This window comes from Providencia sp. PROV048, from assembly GCF_033688165.1.
GTDB classification, from domain to species: Bacteria; Pseudomonadota; Gammaproteobacteria; order Enterobacterales; family Enterobacteriaceae; genus Providencia; species Providencia hangzhouensis.
The window spans coordinates 380,246-401,260 of the sequence record NZ_CP096360.1 but is presented as its reverse complement, the minus strand read 5'-3'; the positions used below and the strand labels follow the sequence as shown (position 1 = coordinate 401,260).

At 41.3% G+C, this 21,015-nt stretch carries 15 protein-coding genes and 1 riboswitch; of the genes, 12 read left to right on the top strand and 3 right to left on the bottom strand.

Going from position 1 to position 21,015, the window contains the following annotated elements; translation table 11 throughout:
- Nucleotides 1-229 precede the first annotated feature (229 nt).
- A riboswitch (TPP riboswitch) is annotated at nucleotides 230-341 on the top strand.
- Between the two features lie 143 nt (nucleotides 342-484).
- The 10 genes from thiC to M1F26_RS01720 all read left to right on the top strand — a co-directional run bounded on the left by thiC (nucleotide 485) and on the right by M1F26_RS01720 (nucleotide 10,723).
- Complete coding sequence (gene thiC / locus M1F26_RS01765; RefSeq protein WP_136135115.1) at nucleotides 485-2,458, top strand: phosphomethylpyrimidine synthase ThiC; 1,974 nt, start codon at nucleotides 485-487, stop codon at nucleotides 2,456-2,458.
- Nucleotides 2,442-3,125: a thiamine phosphate synthase gene (gene thiE, locus M1F26_RS01760; protein WP_153674192.1), complete on the top strand. Its 684-nt coding sequence runs from the start codon at nucleotides 2,442-2,444 to the stop codon at nucleotides 3,123-3,125. Before thiC ends, thiE begins: the two co-directional genes overlap by 17 nt.
- Before the next feature lie 75 nt (nucleotides 3,126-3,200).
- Nucleotides 3,201-3,959 (top strand): HesA/MoeB/ThiF family protein, encoded by a 759-nt coding sequence (locus tag M1F26_RS01755; RefSeq protein WP_140172911.1) that lies wholly within the window; start codon nucleotides 3,201-3,203, stop codon nucleotides 3,957-3,959.
- Complete coding sequence (gene thiS, locus M1F26_RS01750) at nucleotides 3,947-4,147, top strand: sulfur carrier protein ThiS (protein WP_004264499.1); 201 nt, start codon at nucleotides 3,947-3,949, stop codon at nucleotides 4,145-4,147. The genes M1F26_RS01755 and thiS overlap by 13 nt, the downstream gene beginning before the upstream one ends.
- A gap of 2 nt (nucleotides 4,148-4,149) precedes the next feature.
- Nucleotides 4,150-4,920: a thiazole synthase gene (locus M1F26_RS01745; RefSeq protein WP_140172912.1), complete on the top strand. Its 771-nt coding sequence runs from the start codon at nucleotides 4,150-4,152 to the stop codon at nucleotides 4,918-4,920.
- Nucleotides 4,917-6,038 (top strand): 2-iminoacetate synthase ThiH, encoded by a 1,122-nt coding sequence (thiH, locus tag M1F26_RS01740; RefSeq protein WP_140172913.1) that lies wholly within the window; start codon nucleotides 4,917-4,919, stop codon nucleotides 6,036-6,038. Before M1F26_RS01745 ends, thiH begins: the two co-directional genes overlap by 4 nt.
- Nucleotides 6,039-6,365: 327 nt before the next feature.
- Nucleotides 6,366-8,168: an arylsulfotransferase family protein gene (locus M1F26_RS01735; protein WP_140172914.1), complete on the top strand. Its 1,803-nt coding sequence runs from the start codon at nucleotides 6,366-6,368 to the stop codon at nucleotides 8,166-8,168.
- A 12-nt stretch (nucleotides 8,169-8,180) separates the two neighbouring features.
- Nucleotides 8,181-8,939 (top strand): ABC transporter permease, encoded by a 759-nt coding sequence (locus tag M1F26_RS01730; protein ID WP_125895101.1) that lies wholly within the window; start codon nucleotides 8,181-8,183, stop codon nucleotides 8,937-8,939.
- 2 nt (nucleotides 8,940-8,941) lie between these two features.
- A complete protein-coding gene (locus M1F26_RS01725) occupies nucleotides 8,942-9,709 on the top strand; it encodes an ABC transporter ATP-binding protein (RefSeq protein WP_227528881.1) in 768 nt (255 codons plus the stop codon).
- 12 nt (nucleotides 9,710-9,721) lie between these two features.
- The gene (locus M1F26_RS01720; RefSeq protein WP_140172915.1) at nucleotides 9,722-10,723 is read left to right on the top strand and encodes an ABC transporter substrate-binding protein; all 1,002 of its coding nucleotides are present in this window, start codon (nucleotides 9,722-9,724) and stop codon (nucleotides 10,721-10,723) included.
- 80 nt (nucleotides 10,724-10,803) lie between these two features.
- Here M1F26_RS01720 and M1F26_RS01715 read toward each other — a convergent pair whose 3' ends face one another.
- Nucleotides 10,804-12,105: a uracil/xanthine transporter gene (locus M1F26_RS01715; protein ID WP_140172916.1), complete on the bottom strand. Its 1,302-nt coding sequence runs from the start codon at nucleotides 12,103-12,105 to the stop codon at nucleotides 10,804-10,806.
- A gap of 730 nt (nucleotides 12,106-12,835) precedes the next feature.
- Here M1F26_RS01715 and pepT point away from each other — a divergent pair.
- Complete coding sequence (gene pepT / locus M1F26_RS01710) at nucleotides 12,836-14,089, top strand: peptidase T (protein ID WP_110592656.1); 1,254 nt, start codon at nucleotides 12,836-12,838, stop codon at nucleotides 14,087-14,089.
- Nucleotides 14,086-15,459 carry a C4-dicarboxylate transporter DcuC gene (gene dcuC, locus M1F26_RS01705; protein WP_004264398.1) on the top strand — a complete coding sequence of 458 codons (1,374 nt, stop codon included), beginning with the start codon at nucleotides 14,086-14,088 and terminating at the stop codon, nucleotides 15,457-15,459. The genes pepT and dcuC overlap by 4 nt, the downstream gene beginning before the upstream one ends.
- Nucleotides 15,460-15,530: 71 nt before the next feature.
- On the opposite strand, the gene M1F26_RS01700 is transcribed toward dcuC, so the two are convergent.
- Nucleotides 15,531-16,481, bottom strand: coding sequence for a hypothetical protein (locus M1F26_RS01700; RefSeq protein ID WP_004264394.1), 951 nt, complete (start codon nucleotides 16,479-16,481; stop codon nucleotides 15,531-15,533).
- 203 nt (nucleotides 16,482-16,684) lie between these two features.
- The gene (rpoC, locus tag M1F26_RS01695; RefSeq protein WP_109913197.1) at nucleotides 16,685-20,908 is read right to left on the bottom strand and encodes a DNA-directed RNA polymerase subunit beta'; all 4,224 of its coding nucleotides are present in this window, start codon (nucleotides 20,906-20,908) and stop codon (nucleotides 16,685-16,687) included.
- Between the last annotated feature and the right edge of the window lie 107 nt (nucleotides 20,909-21,015).

Sequence of the window (21,015 nt, the reverse complement as noted above, 5' to 3'; positions counted from 1 at the left end):
CTATGAAATCGACGCACCTATCGCACGAAGAATAACGAGGAAGCACTTATCCCTTGAAAAATAACAAGGAAATAACCTTATTCCATTTTACTTTCCTCTAAATTATTCAAGTGAGAAGAAGGCGGCAAATGAGGATATCCCAAGGAGCATACATAAGTATGTGACTTGGGTAGCCGAGAGCAGCCAACGCACTTATCGCTTGAAGAATAACGAGGAAAGCTTATACTGAAACCTCTTGTCGGAGTGCCTAGCATGCAACGCATCAGGCTGAGACCGTTAATTCGGGATCCGCGGAACCTGATCGGGTTAATACCCGCGAAGGGAACAAGAGTAATCACTCAGCGTCATTTCACCCCATTACATTTGGTGAAAAATTCAGCGCAAGACTTTTTATTACTCCTCCGAACTCCTGACAAGCAACTTTCTTTCGATAAACCCGCTACACATAAAACTGTGATAGCCGTGACAATGTCAGGAAATTGCTATGTCCAATAATACAGAACAAAATATCATCCCTACTGCTGATTTATCGCCACAAGCAGCACCCGCTCGTACCCGTAAAGCTCAACGTGATGCCGCTGAAAATTTTATTAATACCGTTTCTGGCGTTTCATTTCCTAATTCACAGCGTATTTATTTACAAGGTTCTAGAGACGATATCCAAGTCCCGATGCGAGAAATCCAACTCTCTCAAACCTTGATTGGTGGCGATAAAGATAACCCTCAATTTGAAGATAACGAACCTGTTCCTATCTATGATACATCTGGCCCTTACGGCGACCCAGTTTCTGAATTGAATGTCCATAAAGGCCTTAAAAAAATTCGTGCGCCATGGATAAGTGAACGAGCTGATACCGTACCTGTCGAAAATTTAAGTTCCGATTTTACCCAGCAACGCCTTGCTGATGCAGGTCTTGATCATCTGCGCTTTAACAACCGCCCCCACCCATTAAAAGCCCAAACTAACAAGTGTGTTACTCAATTACACTATGCACGTAAAGGCATCGTAACCCCTGAAATGGAGTTTATTGCAATCCGCGAAAATATGGGGCGTGAACGTATTCGTGGCGAAGTTTTATTGCAACAACACCCAGGCCAAGGCTTTGGCGCAAATTTACCGGAGAATATTACCCCTGAATTTGTTCGCCAAGAAGTGGCGGCGGGTCGCGCCATTATCCCAGCCAATATCAACCATCCCGAATCAGAACCAATGATTATTGGCCGTAATTTCTTGGTTAAGGTTAATGCTAATATTGGTAATTCATCGGTCACCTCATCTATTGAAGAAGAAGTCGAAAAACTGATTTGGTCAACACGTTGGGGGGCGGATACCGTCATGGATTTATCCACTGGCCGTTATATTCACGAAACTCGCGAATGGATTTTACGTAACAGCCCAGTGCCTATTGGTACGGTTCCGATTTACCAAGCGCTCGAAAAAGTAAACGGTGTCGCCGAAAATCTCACGTGGGAAATGTTCCGTGACACATTATTAGAACAAGCAGAGCAAGGCGTCGATTACTTCACTATCCATGCCGGCGTATTACTACGCTATGTACCGATGACCGCCAAGCGCCTAACAGGGATCGTCTCTCGCGGTGGCTCCATCATGGCCAAATGGTGCTTGTCTCATCACCAAGAAAACTTCCTGTATGAGCACTTCCGTGAAATCTGTGAAATTTGTGCCGCTTACGACGTTTCCTTGTCATTAGGGGATGGCCTGCGCCCAGGCTCAATCCAAGACGCCAACGATGAAGCACAATTTGCCGAATTACATACCCTTGGTGAGTTAACCAAAATTGCGTGGGAATATGATGTCCAAGTCATGATCGAAGGCCCTGGCCACGTACCAATGCAAATGATCCGCCGTAATATGACGGAAGAATTGGAACATTGCCACGAAGCGCCATTCTATACCTTAGGCCCACTCACAACCGATATTGCTCCGGGTTATGACCACTTTACTTCTGGTATTGGTGCCGCCATGATCGGCTGGTTTGGCTGTGCAATGTTATGCTATGTCACCCCGAAAGAACACTTGGGATTGCCGAATAAAGACGATGTTAAGCAAGGGCTGATCACTTATAAGATTGCAGCCCACGCCGCTGACCTTGCTAAAGGGCACCCTGGTGCACAGATCCGTGATAACGCCATGTCCAAAGCCCGTTTTGAATTTCGCTGGGAAGACCAATTTAACTTGGCATTAGACCCTGAAACTGCTCGCAAATATCACGATGAAACCTTACCACAAGCCTCTGGGAAAATTGCCCATTTCTGTTCTATGTGCGGACCGAAATTCTGTTCAATGAAGATTTCCCAAGAAGTTCGTGACTACGCGGCACAAAAAGAAGCCGGTATGGAACAGATGTCAGAAGCCTTCCGTGCTCATGGCAGCGAGCTCTACCATGGTGCTGAAATTGTGAACGCAGAGGTGGATGAAAATGCCAAAATTGCCTAGTGCTATATCTATTCCAAATACTATATCTATCCCAAATAGTCCTTTTCCTGCGACCGAACAACGCCTTGGGCTTTACCCCGTTGTGGATTCCGTTGAATGGATTGAACGCTTGCTTAATGCAGGTGTTTCCACCATCCAATTACGCATCAAAGACAAACCTGATGCCGATGTTCGTGATGATATTCAACAAGCGATTGCGCTAGGAAAAAAACATAACGCACGTTTATTTATTAATGATTACTGGCGCTTAGCGGTCGAGTTGGGTGCTTATGGCGTACATTTGGGCCAAGAAGATTTGGAAACTACCGATTTATTAGCAATCCACCAAGCGGGCTTACGGTTAGGAATATCAACGCACGATGAGCACGAACTGGCTATCGCGAAATCCGTGCGTCCTTCTTACATTGCTATGGGGCATATCTTTCCAACACAAACGAAAGAAATGCCTTCTTCGCCTCAGGGTTTAGAAACGCTTAAAGCCATGGTGGAAGCAACGCCTGATTACCCAACTGTCGCCATTGGTGGAATTTCTATTGATAAAGTCCCTGCAGTGCTAGCAACTGGGGTAGGTAGTGTTGCGCTGGTCAGTGCGATTACCAAAGCCGATGATTGGCGCGCTGCAACAGAAACGTTGTTGGATTTAATTGAGCGAAATACTGCCAACTAGCCAATTTTTAATCACATAACTCGCCCTGCTTTATCATCATAAAACAGGGTGAGTGATGATTTAAGGAATTCAATCATGTTAAGTGACCAAGAATTCATGCGTTACAGCCGTCAGCTACTACTCGAAGACATTAGTCCCGAGGGGCAACAAAAACTCAAAAATAGCAAAGTCCTCATTGTCGGCTTAGGGGGGTTAGGCTCCCCCGCGTCCCTTTATTTAACGGGGGCTGGTGTCGGCGAATTGTGGCTAGCTGACCACGATGACTTGCACGTTTCTAACTTACAACGGCAGGTACTTTACGATACCGATGATATCGGCCAGCCAAAAGCCCAGCTTGCCGCAGATAGGCTGCATCGGCTCAATCCATTGGTAAGACCCCATGTTGTCGCACAGAAGTTGGATGTTGAGACTTTAATTCCTTTAGCTGAACAAGTCGATTTAGTGCTTGATTGCTGCGATAACATGGCCACTCGCCATGCGGTCAATACCGCTTGTGTCATGACCAATACAACCTTAGTTAGCGGTAGTGCGGTTGGGTTTGGCGGCCAATTAATGGTACTTGAGCCGCCATTTAGCACCGGTTGCTATGCCTGTTTATATCCAGACCAAGATGAACCTGAGCGCAACTGCCGCACTGCCGGGGTATTAGGGCCTGTAGTTGGAATTATCGGCACGTTGCAAGCACTAGAAGCCATTAAATTACTTGTCGGCCTTCCCTCTTCACTGAGCGGTAAATTGCGTTTATTTGATGGGAAACAGCAACAATGGAATACATTGCAATTAACGCCGTCATTGCAATGTCCAATCTGTCGGGAAGAAACATGCATATCATAATTAACGACCAACCTATGGAATTCGACGCCCCACTGACGGTTAATCAATTATTTTCCACTCTCAACCGGCCAATAGTGGGAACTGCACTTGCTATCAACCAAGTGATCATTCCGAAGAGTCAGTGGGATTCACATCTCATTAATGACCAAGACAATATCTTGTTATTTCAAGCTATCGCTGGGGGCTAATAATGTTAAAAATCGCAGATTTAACTTTTCACTCACGCCTGTTTACTGGAACAGGTAAATTTGCCAGCGCCAACCTAATGCAAGACGCCATTGAGACATCCGGCAGTCAATTGGTGACAATGGCAATGAAACGTATTGACTTACGTGGGCAAGATGATGGTATTTTACAGCCACTGCAAGAATTGGGTGTGAAGCTATTACCGAATACCTCCGGTGCGAAAAATGCCCAAGAGGCGGTATTTGCAGCGCGCCTAGCTCGAGAAGCCCTCGGTACCAATTGGGTCAAACTTGAGATCCATCCAGATATGCGTTATTTGCTACCCGATCCCATCGAGACATTACTCGCCGCAGAGCAGCTCGTTAAAGAAGGATTTGTTGTATTGCCTTATTGCAGCGCAGACCCGGTGTTATGCCGTCGTTTAGAAGAAGTAGGCTGTGCTGCTGTTATGCCATTAGGGGCACCGATTGGCACAAACAAAGGCTTAGCAACTAAAGAAATGCTCCGTATCATTATTGAACAAGCTTCTGTGCCTGTCGTCGTAGATGCCGGAATTGGTGCGCCAAGCCATGCGGCAGAAGCCATCGAAATGGGTGCCGATGCCGTTTTAGTCAATACCGCAATCGCGGTAGCGAAGCAACCTGCACTTATGGCAAAAGCGTTTAAACTCGCGGTCGAAGCCGCTGAATTGGCCTATCAAAGTGGGTTAGCTGCACCGAAGCAACAGGCGCAAGCGTCCAGCCCATTGACCCGTTTTTTAGGGGCCTTATCATGATCCCAAGTTTCCAAGAACGCTTACAAGCACTGGATTGGGACGATACGACACTGCGGATAAACAGTAAAACACCTGTCGATGTGGAACACGCTTTGGCGACAGATATACTCACACTCGATGATTTTATGGCGCTGCTTTCCCCTGCTGCCCGTCCCTATATTGAGCTGATGGCACAAAAAGCCCAGAAACTCACCCGCCAACGCTTTGGCCATGCTGTTGGCTTTTACGTGCCACTTTATTTATCGAACCTATGCGCAAACGATTGTACTTATTGCGGTTTCTCGATGAGTAATAAAATTAAGCGAAAAACGCTAAATGACGCTGAAATCATCAATGAGTGCGAAACCATTCGCAAAATTGGTTTTGATAGCTTATTACTGGTTACAGGGGAGCACCAAAGTAAAGTGGGTATGGACTACTTCCGCCACACATTCCCCATCATTCGCCCTTATTTCAGTTCGTTAATGATGGAAGTGCAGCCACTAAGCACAGATGAATATAAGGAGTTGAAAACTTTGGGGTTAGACGGTGTGATGGTTTATCAAGAAACCTACCATGAGCCCACGTATCAACTACATCATCTCAAAGGTAAAAAGCAGGATTTTCACTGGCGCCTAGCCACTCCAGAACGTTTAGGAGAAGCAGGTATAGATAAAATCGGCCTTGGCGCGTTAATTGGTTTATCAAACAGTTGGCGTACCGATTGCTATATGGTTGCAGAACATTTGTTGTACTTACAGCAATACTACTGGCAAAGTCGTTATTCTATCTCTTTTCCTCGCTTGCGCCCTTGTGCAGGTGGCGTTGAACCAGCATCACTGATGAATGAAGCCGAATTAGTGCAATTGATTTGTGCTTTTCGCCTACTGGCGCCGAATGTCGAGCTTTCACTCTCAACCCGTGAATCACCTTATTTCCGTGATCACGTGGTACCATTGGCAATTAACAACGTCAGTGCCGGCTCAAAAACCCAACCGGGGGGCTATGCAGATACCAAAGAAGAGCTAGAACAGTTTTCCCCAAATGATAACCGCAGTGCCGCACAAGTAGCGAATGCACTTGTGCAAGCCGGTTTACAGCCCGTTTGGAAAGATTGGGATAGTTATTTAGGCCGTTAAATCTTGCGGGCTAACGCGATGTTAGCCCGCAAGTAACGATCAGTAAATGAATTCATATATAGTTTAATATCATTCATACTGTGCTACTAATCATAAAATATGAGCAATACTTATTGCCATCACTAGGAAAAAATCAATCATATTTTTAACTTTTTGTATTAATTACGTATTATATTCTTATTACGTAACATTATAAATATAAAAACTTAATAGAACATTACTTTATTGTTCTATTAAGTTATAACACCATAATAAAAGATATTTCAAAATCCATTACCTTTATACCATTATTCCACATAGAAAAAATTTACTATAGGAATATTTAATATGGGACACCCAAGTATTTATCCTTCAGGAACTACTATTTTCAATAAAGAAAAAACATTTAGTGGTTATACCCTTTTTAACGCACCTGGAAAAGGTGCGCTATTAATTGATATGAATGGTCGAGAAGTGCATTTATGGCAAGGAGTTGATGGTTTTCCTAATAAAATTTTACCTGGTGGATATTTATTTGGTAGTCATGGTTTGCGATCACCTAAATATGGTGTTCAAGATCAAGTTGATTTAGTTCAATTTGATTGGGATGGTAACATTATATGGTCATTCAATAAATTAGAAAGAATACAAGATCCCAATCAAGAAATAATATGGATGGCAAGACAACATCATGATTTTCAACGTGATGGAAACCCAGTTGGTTATTACTCTCCTACATTAACATCACAAACCCATAGCGGAAATACTCTAATACTATGCCATAAGAATATTTACAAACCTGAAATATCAGATAAATGGCTACTTGATGATATTTTTATCGAAGTAGATTGGCAAGGTAATATTATCTGGCAATGGGCATTTAGCGATCACTTTTCAGAATTAAATTTCAGCGAAGAAGCTAGAAATGTTTTATATCGTAACCCAAATATGCGTAGTGCTGGTGGAGGCATGGGAGATTATCTACATATTAATACCATGTCTCGTATAGGACCAAATCTACATTATGATCATGGAGACGAACGTTTTCATCCTGATAATATTATTTGGGATTCTAGAGAAGCAAATATAATCGGAATAACGAGCCGAAAAACTGGAAAAATAGTTTGGCAATTAGGGCCCGATTATAACGACAAACAAGTTCATCATCTTGGTTGGATTATCGGACCTCATCATGCTCATATTATACCTCATGGCCTTCCAGGAGCAGGAAATCTGTTAATTTTTGATAATGGAGGCTGGGCAGGTTATGGAACACCAAACCCTTCATCTGTATATGGCTTAAAAAATGCATGGCGAGATAGTTCTCGAGTATTAGAAATAAACCCAGTTACTCTCGAAATTATTTGGCAACATGATGCAGAAAAACTAGGCTTTGCCGCTCCCATGGATTCAAGTCGATTCTATAGCCCATATGTAAGTAGCGCTCAGCGTCTACCAAATGGTAATACTTTAATTACCGAAGGCTCAAATGGGCGATTGATTGAAATAACAGATGAACATGAGATTGTGTGGGAATATGTCTCGCCTTACTGGCGAGAAGGAAAAAAACGCAATAATATGATCTATCGTGCTTATAGAATCCCTTATGATTGGATCCCTCAATTAGATATACCTGAAGAAAATAGCATAGCACCTATGGATGTCTCTCAATTCCGATTACCAAATGCAGCTCCTAAAGATACAATTACAGGAGTGTATATCGAAGGAATAATAAAACATAAAGTTTCAGATGATGATATCTTATGTATTGCTCGAACTAGAGATAATCATCCCTCTAAAAAATCTGATACCTTTTTCTTTTCCGATAACATATATGAAATAGATAGTAAAACATTCGACTCAATTATTAATGAAAATAAAAATAATTTGATATTCTTCGGTACTAGTTGGTGCAATAAATGTAAAGTATTGAGTGAGTTATTACCTTCATTAGTAAAACGTTACTCAATCAATAAAATCAATTATCTCTCTGTAGATAATTCTGTTGAAATCCTTCAAAAGTATTCACTTAGAAGCATACCTATTATTGCAGTTTCAAATAATGGGAAATTAGTGGATAAACTCGTTGGATTACAGGATACAACAACATATGTGAGTTTCCTCAATCAATATTTCGACAAAATAAGTTGAGGCTTATATATCATGTTGAAAAACAGTTTTTTCTTGCTTCTACTTCCAGTTATTATTTTTACAACTTGGTATATTACAACAACAGTTGGAGGTGTTTCTCCTGTTATTTTTCCATCTATTCCACAAGCATGGCATTCTTTGAATTTCCAGCTATATTCTGGGCAATTATGGCAAGATTTATCAATTAGTTTATCCCGAGTATTAATAGCCTTTTTTATCGCTGCTATTTTTGCTTTTTTTCTTGGTATTATCATGGCATTGTCGCTACGAACAAACCAAATTTTCAACCTAACATTAAATGCTATACGTCAAATTCCTCCACTAGCATGGATACCATTATTGATTTTATGGTTTGGGATTGGTGAAGTAACTAAAATTATTCTTATTATAAAAAGTGCCTTTTTCCCTATCTTACTAAGTACTATCAATGGAATACAAACGACACCTATGACTTATATTGAATTAGGTAATCTTTATCAATTCAATATCTGGCAAAAATTACGAAAAATTTATATTCCATCACTACTTCCCAACCTATTTACAGGTTTAAGGCTTGCAATGGGGTTATCTTGGGCAACAGTTGTTGCAGCAGAAATGATCGCAGCTAACTCGGGTATTGGCTATCGCATCAATGATGCCCGGATTATGCTAGATTCCCCAGTCGTTATAGTGGGTATTCTTGTTATCGGTATAGTCGGTTTATTATTAGATAAAATTTTATTAATTATATCTTATTACCTTCTGCCATGGTTAAGAAGAGAAAGGAGATAGATATGCTGTCAATCAAAAATGGATTTAAAAACTTTACTATCAATAATAAATTACTTCCTGTTTTAGAAGATATTAACCTTCAAGTTCAACAAGGTGAATTTGTTGCTATCGTTGGCCATAGTGGTTGTGGGAAAAGTACTTTACTACGCATAATTGCAGGCTTAAACCAATTCAATAGTGGAAGTGTACTATTTAAAAATAAAGAGATAACCAAACCAAATATAGAAAGAGGAATGATTTTTCAAGAAAATAGGCTTCTACCTTGGTTAACAATTGCCGATAATATCGCTTTCGGATTAGACCATATAGATAAAAAAACGAAGAAAATTCTAGTTGAAAATTATTTAAAACTCGTAAATTTGACTGAGTTTGCTAATGCTTATCCCAAACAACTCTCAGGAGGAATGGCACAACGTGCAGCAATTGCCCGTACCATAATCACCCAACCTGAACTATTGTTATTGGATGAACCGCTTGGTGCACTTGATGCTTTAACCAAAATTGAGATGCAACGAGAGATTTTATCTATCAAACAAGAAAAGCAACTGACGATGATTTTAGTTACTCATGATATTGAAGAGGCAATATATTTGGGAAATCGAGTAATTATAATGTCATCCCGCCCTGGAAACATAAAAAAAATAATTGATATTAATCTTCCTTATCCACGAAATCGAGGCAGTTCTGATTTTGCATATTATAAAAGAATTATTCTTCAAGAATTTTTTGATAATTCTGCAGAACTTTTTGCAAGTGAATATGAAATCTAGAAGGAACATATCATGGTATTATTAAATTATATCAAATTTCCTATTATAGTATTAATTTCGTTCATTTTAGTTGGTTGTGGGGATGAAAGTCTACCTGGCAGTAAAAATAATGAAAAAATTGTTCGTATTGGTACAGCAGATAATAATGGTCGTTTAAGTGGTTTGCTCGGTTTAGCAAAACAGCTAGGATATCTTGAAGAAGAGCTACAAAAAGTTGATTACCAATATTCCATTTCTGGTTTTGCAGGAGCAGGGCCTGCCGTCAATGAAGGCCTAGCGACAAATGCCATTGATATTGCTGTTTATGCTGATTTTCCAGGAATTATAGCCACATCGAGAGGTGTACCCTTAAAATTAATCATGTCAGAGGATTCTTCCATCAATGCCAATATCGCAGTAAGAAAAGATAGCAATATTCACTCATTAGCTGACCTTAAAGGCAAGAAAGTTGCATTACCACGAGGAACGTATATGCAACGGTATTTCACGCTATTTATTGAACAACAAGGGTATAAATTATCTGACTTCAATATTATTCAAATGACAAATGATGCTGAATCCGCATTATTAAACGGAGCAATTGATGCGATGGTATGGACTGAGCAAAGTACCGCCCGTTTGGAAAATAAATCCCCAACGATTACAACACTTTATTCAACCCGTACTGAACCTGAACTCTCAGGTATTTCTGTTATCGTAGGGCGAGAAGCATTCATAAATCAAAATGAGAATGTGATTAAAGCAATGAGTATTGCTTTATTAAAAGCAAGTAAATATGCGCAAAACAATCCCGATCAGGCAGAAATTTTACTTGCTAAAGAAAGCGATACTAATGTTGAAATCATTAAAAAAATACATGATTTTCATAGTATAGATAGTTTTTCTAAACGCTATTCCGTTAATATTACTGATAATGACATCAGTAAGTTAAAGCAAACTCAACAATTTTTGATTGATAACAAAATCATCACTAAGCCTATTGATATAAAAAATTGGGTTTATACTAAAAAATAAACGCCCAAATGAAACCATATCCCTTTTTATTTCTTTTCTAGCAAAGATTTTTCTTCATCTTTGCTTTTTTTATCAAAATATTAAGCAATGTTATCCCACTTGATCGTATTTTCTAAAATAAGTGCCAATATAATGCCCATGAGTAACCCATTACCTAGTAAAGAACTAAACATTGTTGGCAAAGAATTTAATACCGCAGCAGGTGCTGACATCAAAAAGATGCCAATAAAAATAGGTAATGCGAGGCGATAAATATTACGTGCATTCAGTTTCATATCCGCAAGAAATGAAAATGAAGAAAATAGCAGCGGCAAATAAGTCGCTAACATAACCGCGCTACCAATGGCTAACGGCAAAGAGCGGAAAAATTGAGTCAATACCGCAATACCCCCCACACATAAGAAAATAAGGCTGCCAATAGTAAAAGAGATACGTGAACTGTCTTTTGTTTGAGTAATTAGACCAATAGATGAGACAAACGGTGAAAAAGGCACTACGCCTATCGGCGCTGCTAATATTGTTACAACCCCTGACATCATAAAACTACGCCGATATAAGGATTTAACGGGTAATGAATTGGGATAAAAAACATCAGTTCCTCGCATCGCTCCAAACGTATTGGATGTGTTTAATATTCCAGCCAAAATCGCTGTCAGCACAATACTTATATTGATTTCATCGGATCTACCTAATGGAAATAACACCCATTGCCCTGATGAAACAGGTGATATCGTGCTGCCAAATAACCCACTATAAGCAAGCCATCCGGTAATTGTTCCAATCAATAATGCATATTTACTGATACTCATAGGTAAATAAATGATCATTGCGATGACAAATATCAGTACTGCGAGGGCTAAAAAGAAGACAGGATAATTAACTGTAATATTTTCACTGCCAACACCAAATGGTAGTCCTAGCATTCCTTTTAAGAAAATAGTTACTAACTGGGCGCCAAGCAAAAACATGAATACGACTAAAACACCCGGTTTAAACAAACTCGCCAACCAACCGCCCAATCCACTCAAACCAATAAGAATAGTCACGACCCCAGACAAGAAAATACCAATAGCTAAACTCCAGCCGATAGTGCCAAGAGAAGTTCCTTGCATCGATTCTGATAATGTGACAGTCAAAATTGTTGCCCACCACAACCCTGTCGGCCCTTCCATTACTGAGCGCTTGTGCCCTAAGAATGCTTGCAATAAACAAGCCAGAGCTGTTAATAAGAAAGCATATTGGGTAATAACAAATGTAGTTTGTGGTGATAAATGAAAAGCGGACTGTAACGTCGGAGGAATAACAACCGTATTACAAAAGATAAAAAAGAACCATTGAAAACCTGAGATAATGTTATTTTTACTTATCGTAAAATTAGGCATATTGGTTCCTTGCTTCATATTTATGTATACATTTGCATGTTTTAAATTTGATTTTTTATCAAACTATGCAAAATAAATGGTATTGTTAATTTTATCATGACAAAAAAATCACTTGTATACCATTAAAACACCGCTTATTTTACAAATATGAAATTTACGATATTTTTCATTCATTAATCCAATTTATATATCTATAGTTAAACTCCCATAAAAACAACAACATACTTCAAAACCAAAACAACAAAAACCTCTCATATTTGATAATAAAAACACCAGTGAGTGGTCACTTATCTTATAAAAACAACAATATGCACTATTAAACACCATTCTGGATTTTATATATATTGATAAAATAAAAAATATAAAGAATGAAAATATTATTTAAAATAATATCACTGAGCTATAAACCATGTATTTATAAACAGATCTAAGATAAGGAGGGAAAAAATGTTTCTAACTAAAATAAAACATTTTTCATCTTTAATATCAATAAATTAACAACAAAAAAAACTGAAGAGGATAACAACGTTCATTCTAATCCATTATTCAAATAATGCCACTATTAATTATCAATTTTATATTCTCACTAGCATTTGTTAGAAAAATTCAACAGGTCTGATATTCAGAATATCTTTAATTGTGATACAAGAATAATACTGTGAAATTAAATTACAGCCACAGATATAACTAATGTAAAATGCATTCTATAAGATGCTGGGGAATAAAAAGAATGAATATTGTTGAGCGGTTTATTTCTTATACCAAAATTAACACCACCACTGATAGGGAAAAGGGTGCGGCAGGAATTATGCCTTCCTCAGAAGGACAACGCGTCCTTGCGAAACAGCTGGTCCAAGAGTTAGAAGCTCTGGGCGTTGAAGATATTAAGCTGCGTGACACAGCTATTGTCACCGCAACTTTGCCTTCCAATCTTGATTATGATGTCCCAACCGTCGCTTTCTTCGGCCATTTAGACACTAGCGCAGAACAAACCAATGATACTAAAGCACAAATTTTGCCATACACCGGTGAAGATTTATGCATGAATAAAGAGCTTAATATTTATCTACGTAAGAGTGAGTTCCCTGAATTAGTGAATTACATTGGTGATGACATAATTGTCACTGATGGAACTAGCCTATTAGGTGCTGACGATAAAGCAGCAATTGCCTCTATCATGGATATGCTGCAATACTTTAAGCAAAATCCAGAAATTAAGCACGGCACCATTAAAATTGGTTTCGTTCCAGATGAAGAGCAAGGCCTCCGTGGCGCAAAAGTCTTTGATGTTAAAGAGTTTGGTGCTGATTTTGCCTATACCTTGGACTGCTGCGGTATCGGTGAACTGGTGTATGAAAACTGGAACGCAGGTGATGCCGAAATCATCTTTACGGGTAAATCGGCTCATCCAATGTCCGCAAAAGGCAAACTGGTTAACTCATTATTAATGGCACAAAAATTTATTACCATGTTACCGGGTGGTGAAGCTCCTGAGTATACCGATGGACGCGAAGGCTATTATTGGGTGAAACAAATGTCAGGTAACAGCGCCCGTACTGTTTTAAAAATGGATGTGCGTGATTTTACCGAAGACGGCTATCGCAAACGTATGGCTTTCTTAAAACAATTAGCAGAGAGCTGCGAAAGCCTTTGGGGAAGCGAAAGTGTTGTTTGTAAGCTATCAGACCGCTACTCTAACGTTTACAATAGCCTACAAGGTGATAACCGTTACCCTATTGATATTGCCGTTGATGCCTACCAAGCTTGTGGTATCACACCAAAAGTCATTCCTATGCGTGGGGGTTATGATGGAGCTGCATTATCGCAAAATGGATTGCCTTGCCCTAATATCTTCACAGGCGCACATAACTTCCATTCAATCTATGAATATTTACCCGTTAAATCCCTACATGCCGCCAGCGATGTATTAAAACAAGTGGTACAAATCACCGCAGAACGCTTCAAACCAGGAGCTAAAGCATGATCCCAATTCTAACGGTTCTGATTATCGTTGTTTTGGTTGCGCGATTTATTTTGAAGGGGTACAAAGCTGAGCCAGTACTATTAATCGCTGGCTTAGTATTGATGATATTCACCCTAGCCCTTGGTTGGGGTCCTATCCTCCCTAAAAATGTCGCCACCACCGGTATCACTTGGCTCGACCCATTTGAAGTCATGCGAGATTTATTCAGTAGCCGCGCAGCGGATCTCGGTTTAATGATCATGGCATTGATGGGCTTTGCGCACTATATGGACCATATCGGTGCCAATGAAGCGGTAGTACGTGTTGCAACTAAACCACTGAAAAATATGCGTTCACCTTATGTACTGCTATTTTTCTCTTTCTTGCTGGCAAGTATCTTGCAATTAGCTATCCCATCAGCAACAGGCTTAGCAGTGTTGTTAATGGGGACCATGTTCCCAATTATGATTGGTTTGGGATTATCACCTGCTTCTGCGGCTGGGGTTATCGCAACTTCTCTTGGGGTGGCTTATACACCAACCGCGATTGATGCCATTCGTGGTGCGAAAGCGGTCGATATGTCTGTCGTTGAGTATGTGCTTTACTATCAAGGGCCAGCGGCATTAGCCACTGTATTGGTCGTCGGTATTACCCATATTTTCTGGCAACGTCACTGTGACCGAAAACAAGGTTTCGTACCTGAAATTGGTAAAGCCGTTCAGTCACATGAAAAAGAAGAAATTACTAAGTCAGTTCCTGGATATTATGCACTTCTTCCTATGCTCCCCATTATTATGGCAGTAGGAACGTCCAATTTGTTCTTTTCCGGTATTCACTTAGATGTTGTGACTATCGTGCTGATTGCGATGGCCATTTGCATGGTGATTGAAACACTTCGCGTACGTAATTTTAAAGCGGTTTGTAATGGCTTCCAAACATTTCTAAATGGTATGGGTCATGCATTCAGTAATGTAGTTGGCTTATTGGTTGCCGCTGGAGTGTTCGCTCATGGTATTAAAGTCAGTGGAGCAATTGACCAACTGATTTTAGGTGCTGAATCCGTCGGCTTGCCACCATTTGCCATGGCGATTGTGTTCGCTCTCGTCACACTTGCCGCTGCTATTATTATGGGTTCAGGTAATGCGCCATTCCTCGCGTTCGTTGAGTTAATTCCACAAATTGCACATAGTATGGGCGTTAACCCTATTGCAATGATTTTACCAATGCAACAAGCCTCACACATGGGCCGAGGTATGTCCCCAGTCGCGGGGGTAATCATTGCCGTATCCAGTGGTGCAAAACTGCAGCCATTTGATGTGGTAAAACGAACCGCCGTGCCGCTGATGGTAGGTTTTGTGGCTCACTGTGCGATCATTGGTATTTTTTACTAATTACTATATTTATCATTCACATAATTAAAGCGGGAAATATTCCCGCTTTTACTTTTTCTAGCTAACCAATTCTAATGTTTACACTGACAATCTGAGTGGTCATCATGCTTGGGATCAGGGCAGCAAGAATCTATGGTCTTTTTTATAATATCAGACAATGTATTCACAGTATTTATAATGAGTGGCAAGTTTTCACAGACAGAATCACACTCTGAAAGCCTTCGATCTGGTTTGGCTGGTGGTATTAAGCTATCACATAATATTTCCTGTAAAACCAACGAGAAATTTGCAATCCCTGTGGTGTAAATGTACGCACGTCCGTCGGTTTCTTTGGCTAGTCGTTCATACTCCCTCGTCACGTTATCTCTATCAGCAAGAGTCGGAAAACGATCTAGATTTGTTGGGCTATCATCCGGTGTACCTTGGTAGGTATACACCTTAATTCCTCTTTCTTGGGCGACAGATATGGCTTCATTATTTTTTGCAATCGCAGCACGAGTAAGAATTCCACCGCCACCTTCCATCCCTTCATCACCCAGCACAAAAATAGCCCTACGCGCATCATCTCGCCAATCAAAGTGTTTACTAATATCAATAACCGCACGACATAAATCTTCTTTATTTCCAGCATGATCTCGTCCATCGGATTCTTTAAACGGTAATCTTGCTTGTAGATCCCTTTCGTTCGCACCGATCTTAATTAAATATTCACTGGCAGATTGATCAAACTTCGTATTTGCCCAAGTCCCTTCGATACCTAAAAATGTCGCCCGAAGGTGAGATGGACACTTTGCTGATGCCGCCTCAATCGTCGCATCAATCTGTTTACTTAAATCCCCTGCTTCATCAGACATTGAGCCACTAGTATCAATAACAACAACTAAATCTAATGCAATTTGCCCATTTCCCGTCACTATCTGAGATGTATTTATGGCCCCTAATGAGTCTGATAATATTCCATGATAAGCCGAGAGATTAGCTTGATTCACATCAACCTGTTCATTTGTCTTTTTTTTATCCATCGCATATTCCTATTAAATAATTTAAAAATAATTTTTATTACCGTTTATTTTTAGCCAAGCAATTTATTATTCATTTTTTTTACTGCTGGATATATTTTAAAAATAGAAATACGCGTTACATATTCAGATAAACCTAAGACATAAAAAAAGCCAGTACCTTTCGGCACTGGCTTTTGTCAGGCGTTTTACAGTGAAATCAGAAATTAGTTCTGGTTGTCACTGCTAAAACCTGCATTTAACAGCTCAGCTAAGTTTGCTGTTGCTTCGTCTGCACTGACTTGTGGTGCATCCACAACATCGTTCAGATGACGGCGGCGGATACGGTCTTGGTGATACGCAAAACCAGTACCTGCTGGGATCAGGCGTCCAACAATTACGTTTTCTTTCAGACCACGTAATTCGTCACGTTTACCCGCAACTGCGGCTTCAGTCAGTACGCGTGTCGTTTCTTGGAACGATGCTGCTGAGATAAAGGATTCTGTTGCCAGAGATGCCTTAGTAATACCCAACAGGTCACGAGCAAAGTTCGCTGGAATTTTGCCTTCTTGTTCCAGTTTACGGTTAGAAACTTTAACACGTGAGTACTCGACTTGTTCACCTTCGAGGAATTCAGAACTTCCTGCATCCGCGATAGTCACTTTACGCAGCATCTGACGAACGATAACTTCAATGTGTTTATCGTTAATCTTAACGCCTTGTAAGCGGTAAACTTCCTGAACCTCGTTAGTGATATAACGCGTAACAGCATGGACACCACGCAGACGCAGAATATCGTGTGGAGATTCTGGACCATCGGAAACCACGTCACCACGTTCAACGATCTCACCTTCGAACACGTTGAGTTGACGCCATTTAGGGATCATCTCTTCGTACGGATCGCTACCATCTAATGGTGTGATAACCAGACGACGTTTCCCTTTGGTTTCTTTACCAAACGAGATAATACCGCTGATTTCAGCCAAGATTGCAGGCTCTTTCGGACGACGTGCTTCGAACAAGTCAGCTACGCGTGGTAGACCACCCGTGATATCTTTAGTACCCACAGATTCTTGTGGAATACGCGCTAAGGTATCACCGACGTTGATTGCGATGCCATCATCTAACTGAACAATTGCTTTACCCGGTAAGAAGTACTGAGCAGGCATGTCCGTGTTAGGAATAAGAACATCGTTACCATTTGCGTCAATAACACGTAGTGCAGGACGCAGGTCTTTACCACCACTGGTACGTTCCGCAGTATCCAGAACAACGATTGAAGACAGACCGGTTAATTCGTCAGTCTGACGCGTCATTGTTTGGCCATCAAGCATGTCAGAGAAGCTGATAATACCCGATACTTCACTGACAACTGGCATTGTATGTGGATCCCAGTTCGCAACAGTTTCACCGCCCGTTACTGCATCGCCATCGCCTTTCGTCAAGTGCGCACCGTAAGGGACTTTATAGCTTTCTTTCGTACGACCGAATTCATCAATCAGACGCAGTTCTGTATTACGTGAAGTAATAACCAGTTTGCCTTCTGAGTTCGTAACGAATTTAGCGTTAACCAGTTTCAGGGTACCTGTGTTACGGACTTGAATGCTAGATTCTGCCGCCGCACGAGATGCCGCACCCCCGATGTGGAACGTACGCATCGTTAACTGTGTACCCGGCTCACCGATTGACTGTGCCGCGATAACCCCGATAGCTTCACCTTTATTGATGATATGACCACGAGCAAGGTCACGACCATAACAGTGAGCACACACACCGAAGTCAGTTTCACAACTTACAACTGAACGAACTTTAACGCTGTCGACTGAGTTAGCTTCTAACAGGTCACACAGTTTTTCGTGCAGTAATGTATTACGTGGAACCAGAATGTCTGCCGTTCCTGGGATCAGGATATCTTCTGCAGTCACACGACCCAATACACGCTCACGCAGTGGTTCTTTAACGTCGCCACCCTCGATAACCGGAGTCATCAGGATACCTTCGTGAGTTCCACAGTCGTCTTCAGTTACCACCAAGTCCTGTGCAACGTCAACTAAACGACGTGTCAGATAACCGGAGTTCGCTGTTTTCAATGCGGTATCGGCAAGACCTTTACGCGCACCGTGCGTAGAAATAAAGTACTGGAGAACGTTCAGACCTTCACGGAAGTTTGCCGTGATTGGTGTTTCGATGATTGAGCCATCTGGCTTAGCCATCAGACCACGCATACCGGCTAGCTGACGAATCTGAGCTGCAGAACCACGAGCACCGGAATCGGCCATCATAAAGATACTGTTGAAAGAAACTTGTTGTTCTTCGACGCCATCACGGTTAATAACCGCTTCAGTCGACAAGTTTTCCATCATCGCTTTAGCAACACGTTCGTTTGCCGCTGCCCAGATATCGATAACTTTGTTGTAACGTTCGCCTGCTGTAACCAGACCAGACTGGAACTGTTCCTGAATTTCTGCAACTTCAGCTTCTGCTTCGGCGATAATTCCAGCTTTTTTCTCTGGAATAACCATATCATCGATACCAACTGATGCACCAGAACGTGCCGCATAGGCAAAACCGGTATACATGATTTGGTCAGCAAAAATAACAGTAGGCTTCAGGCCCAGAACACGGTAACAGGTGTTCAGCATTTTAGAGATCGCTTTTTTACCTAACGCTTGGTTAACCAATTCATAAGGCAGACCTTTCGGTACGATCATCCATAAAATTGCACGACCAACAGTGGTGTCAACTAAACCAGTGTTGATTGTAATGTTACCTTCCGAATCTTTTACTTCTTCAGTGATACGGACTTTAACGCGGGCATGCAGTGACGCATGACCTGAACGGTAAACACGCTCAGCTTCTTTAGGACCGGCTAATACCATGCCCTCGCCTTTCGCGTTTACGCAGTCACGTGTCATGTAGTAAAGACCCAATACAACGTCCTGAGAAGGAACGATGATCGGCTCACCACTTGCAGGTGACAGGATGTTGTTGGTTGACATCATCAACGCACGTGCTTCTAACTGAGCTTCCAGAGTCAGAGGAACGTGTACCGCCATTTGGTCTCCATCGAAGTCGGCGTTATATGCCGCACAAACGAGTGGGTGCAATTGGATAGCTTTACCTTCGATAAGAATAGGTTCGAAAGCTTGGATACCCAGACGGTGAAGTGTTGGTGCACGGTTCAACATGACTGGGTGTTCACGGATGACTTCATCCAAGATATCCCAAACAACCGCTTCTTCGCGCTCAACCATTTTCTTCGCAGCTTTAATGGTTGTAGCCAGACCACGTAATTCTAATTTGCCATAGATAAATGGTTTGAATAACTCAAGAGCCATTTTCTTCGGCAGACCGCACTGATGCAGGCGCAGGTATGGACCTACGGTGATAACAGAACGACCTGAGTAGTCAACACGCTTACCAAGTAAGTTCTGACGGAAACGACCTTGTTTACCTTTGATCATATCTGCCAAAGATTTCAGAGGACGTTTGTTAGAACCAGTGATTGCGCGACCACGACGACCGTTATCTAACAGGGCGTCAACCGCTTCTTGCAGCATACGTTTTTCGTTACGTACGATGATGTCTGGCGCAGCCAGATCCAGAAGACGTTTCAGACGGTTATTACGGTTGATTACGCGACGATACAGATCGTTCAGATCTGATGTTGCGAAACGACCACCATCCAGTGGAACTAATGGACGCAGATCCGGTGGTAATACTGGTAATACGTTTAAGATCATCCACTCTGGTTTGTTACCAGATTGAATGAATGCTTCCAGCAGTTTGATACGCTTGGTCAGCTTCTTACGCTTAGTTTCAGAGTTAGTTTCATTTAACTCTTCGCGCAGCGTTTCACACTCGTTCTCAAGATCGAGGTTTTTCAGCAGGCCTTGGATAGCTTCCGCACCCATTTTCGCATCAAATTCGTCACCGAACTCTTCCAGCGCATCTAAATATTGCTCTTCTGTCAGAATTTGTGCACGCTCAAGGCTAGTCATACCGCCTTCAACAACTACATATGATTCAAAGTATAGAACGCGTTCAATATCACGCAGTGGCATATCGAGCAGCAAACCGATACGGGATGGCAGTGATTTTAAGAACCAAATGTGTGCAGTCGGAGATGCAAGTTCAATGTGACCCATGCGCTCACGACGGACTTTGGTCTGTGTAACTTCTACGCCACACTTCTCACAAATCACACCGCGGTGTTTTAAACGTTTGTACTTACCGCACAGACATTCGTAGTCTTTTACTGGCCCGAAAATACGCGCACAGAAAAGACCATCACGTTCAGGTTTGAACGTACGGTAGTTAATGGTTTCTGGCTTTTTAACTTCACCGAATGACCATGAACGGATCATATCAGGTGATGCCAGAGCAATCTTGATAGCATCAAACTCTTCGGTCTTGGTTTGCGCTTTCAGAAACTTTATTAAGTCTTTCACAAAATGCTCCTGTCGGAGTTAGACCTGTCAGGTGAGTGTTCAAAGACACTCTCCCCAAATCCCAGTGCTTACATGTGCCGGAAAGCAAACTTTCCGGCATAAAACGA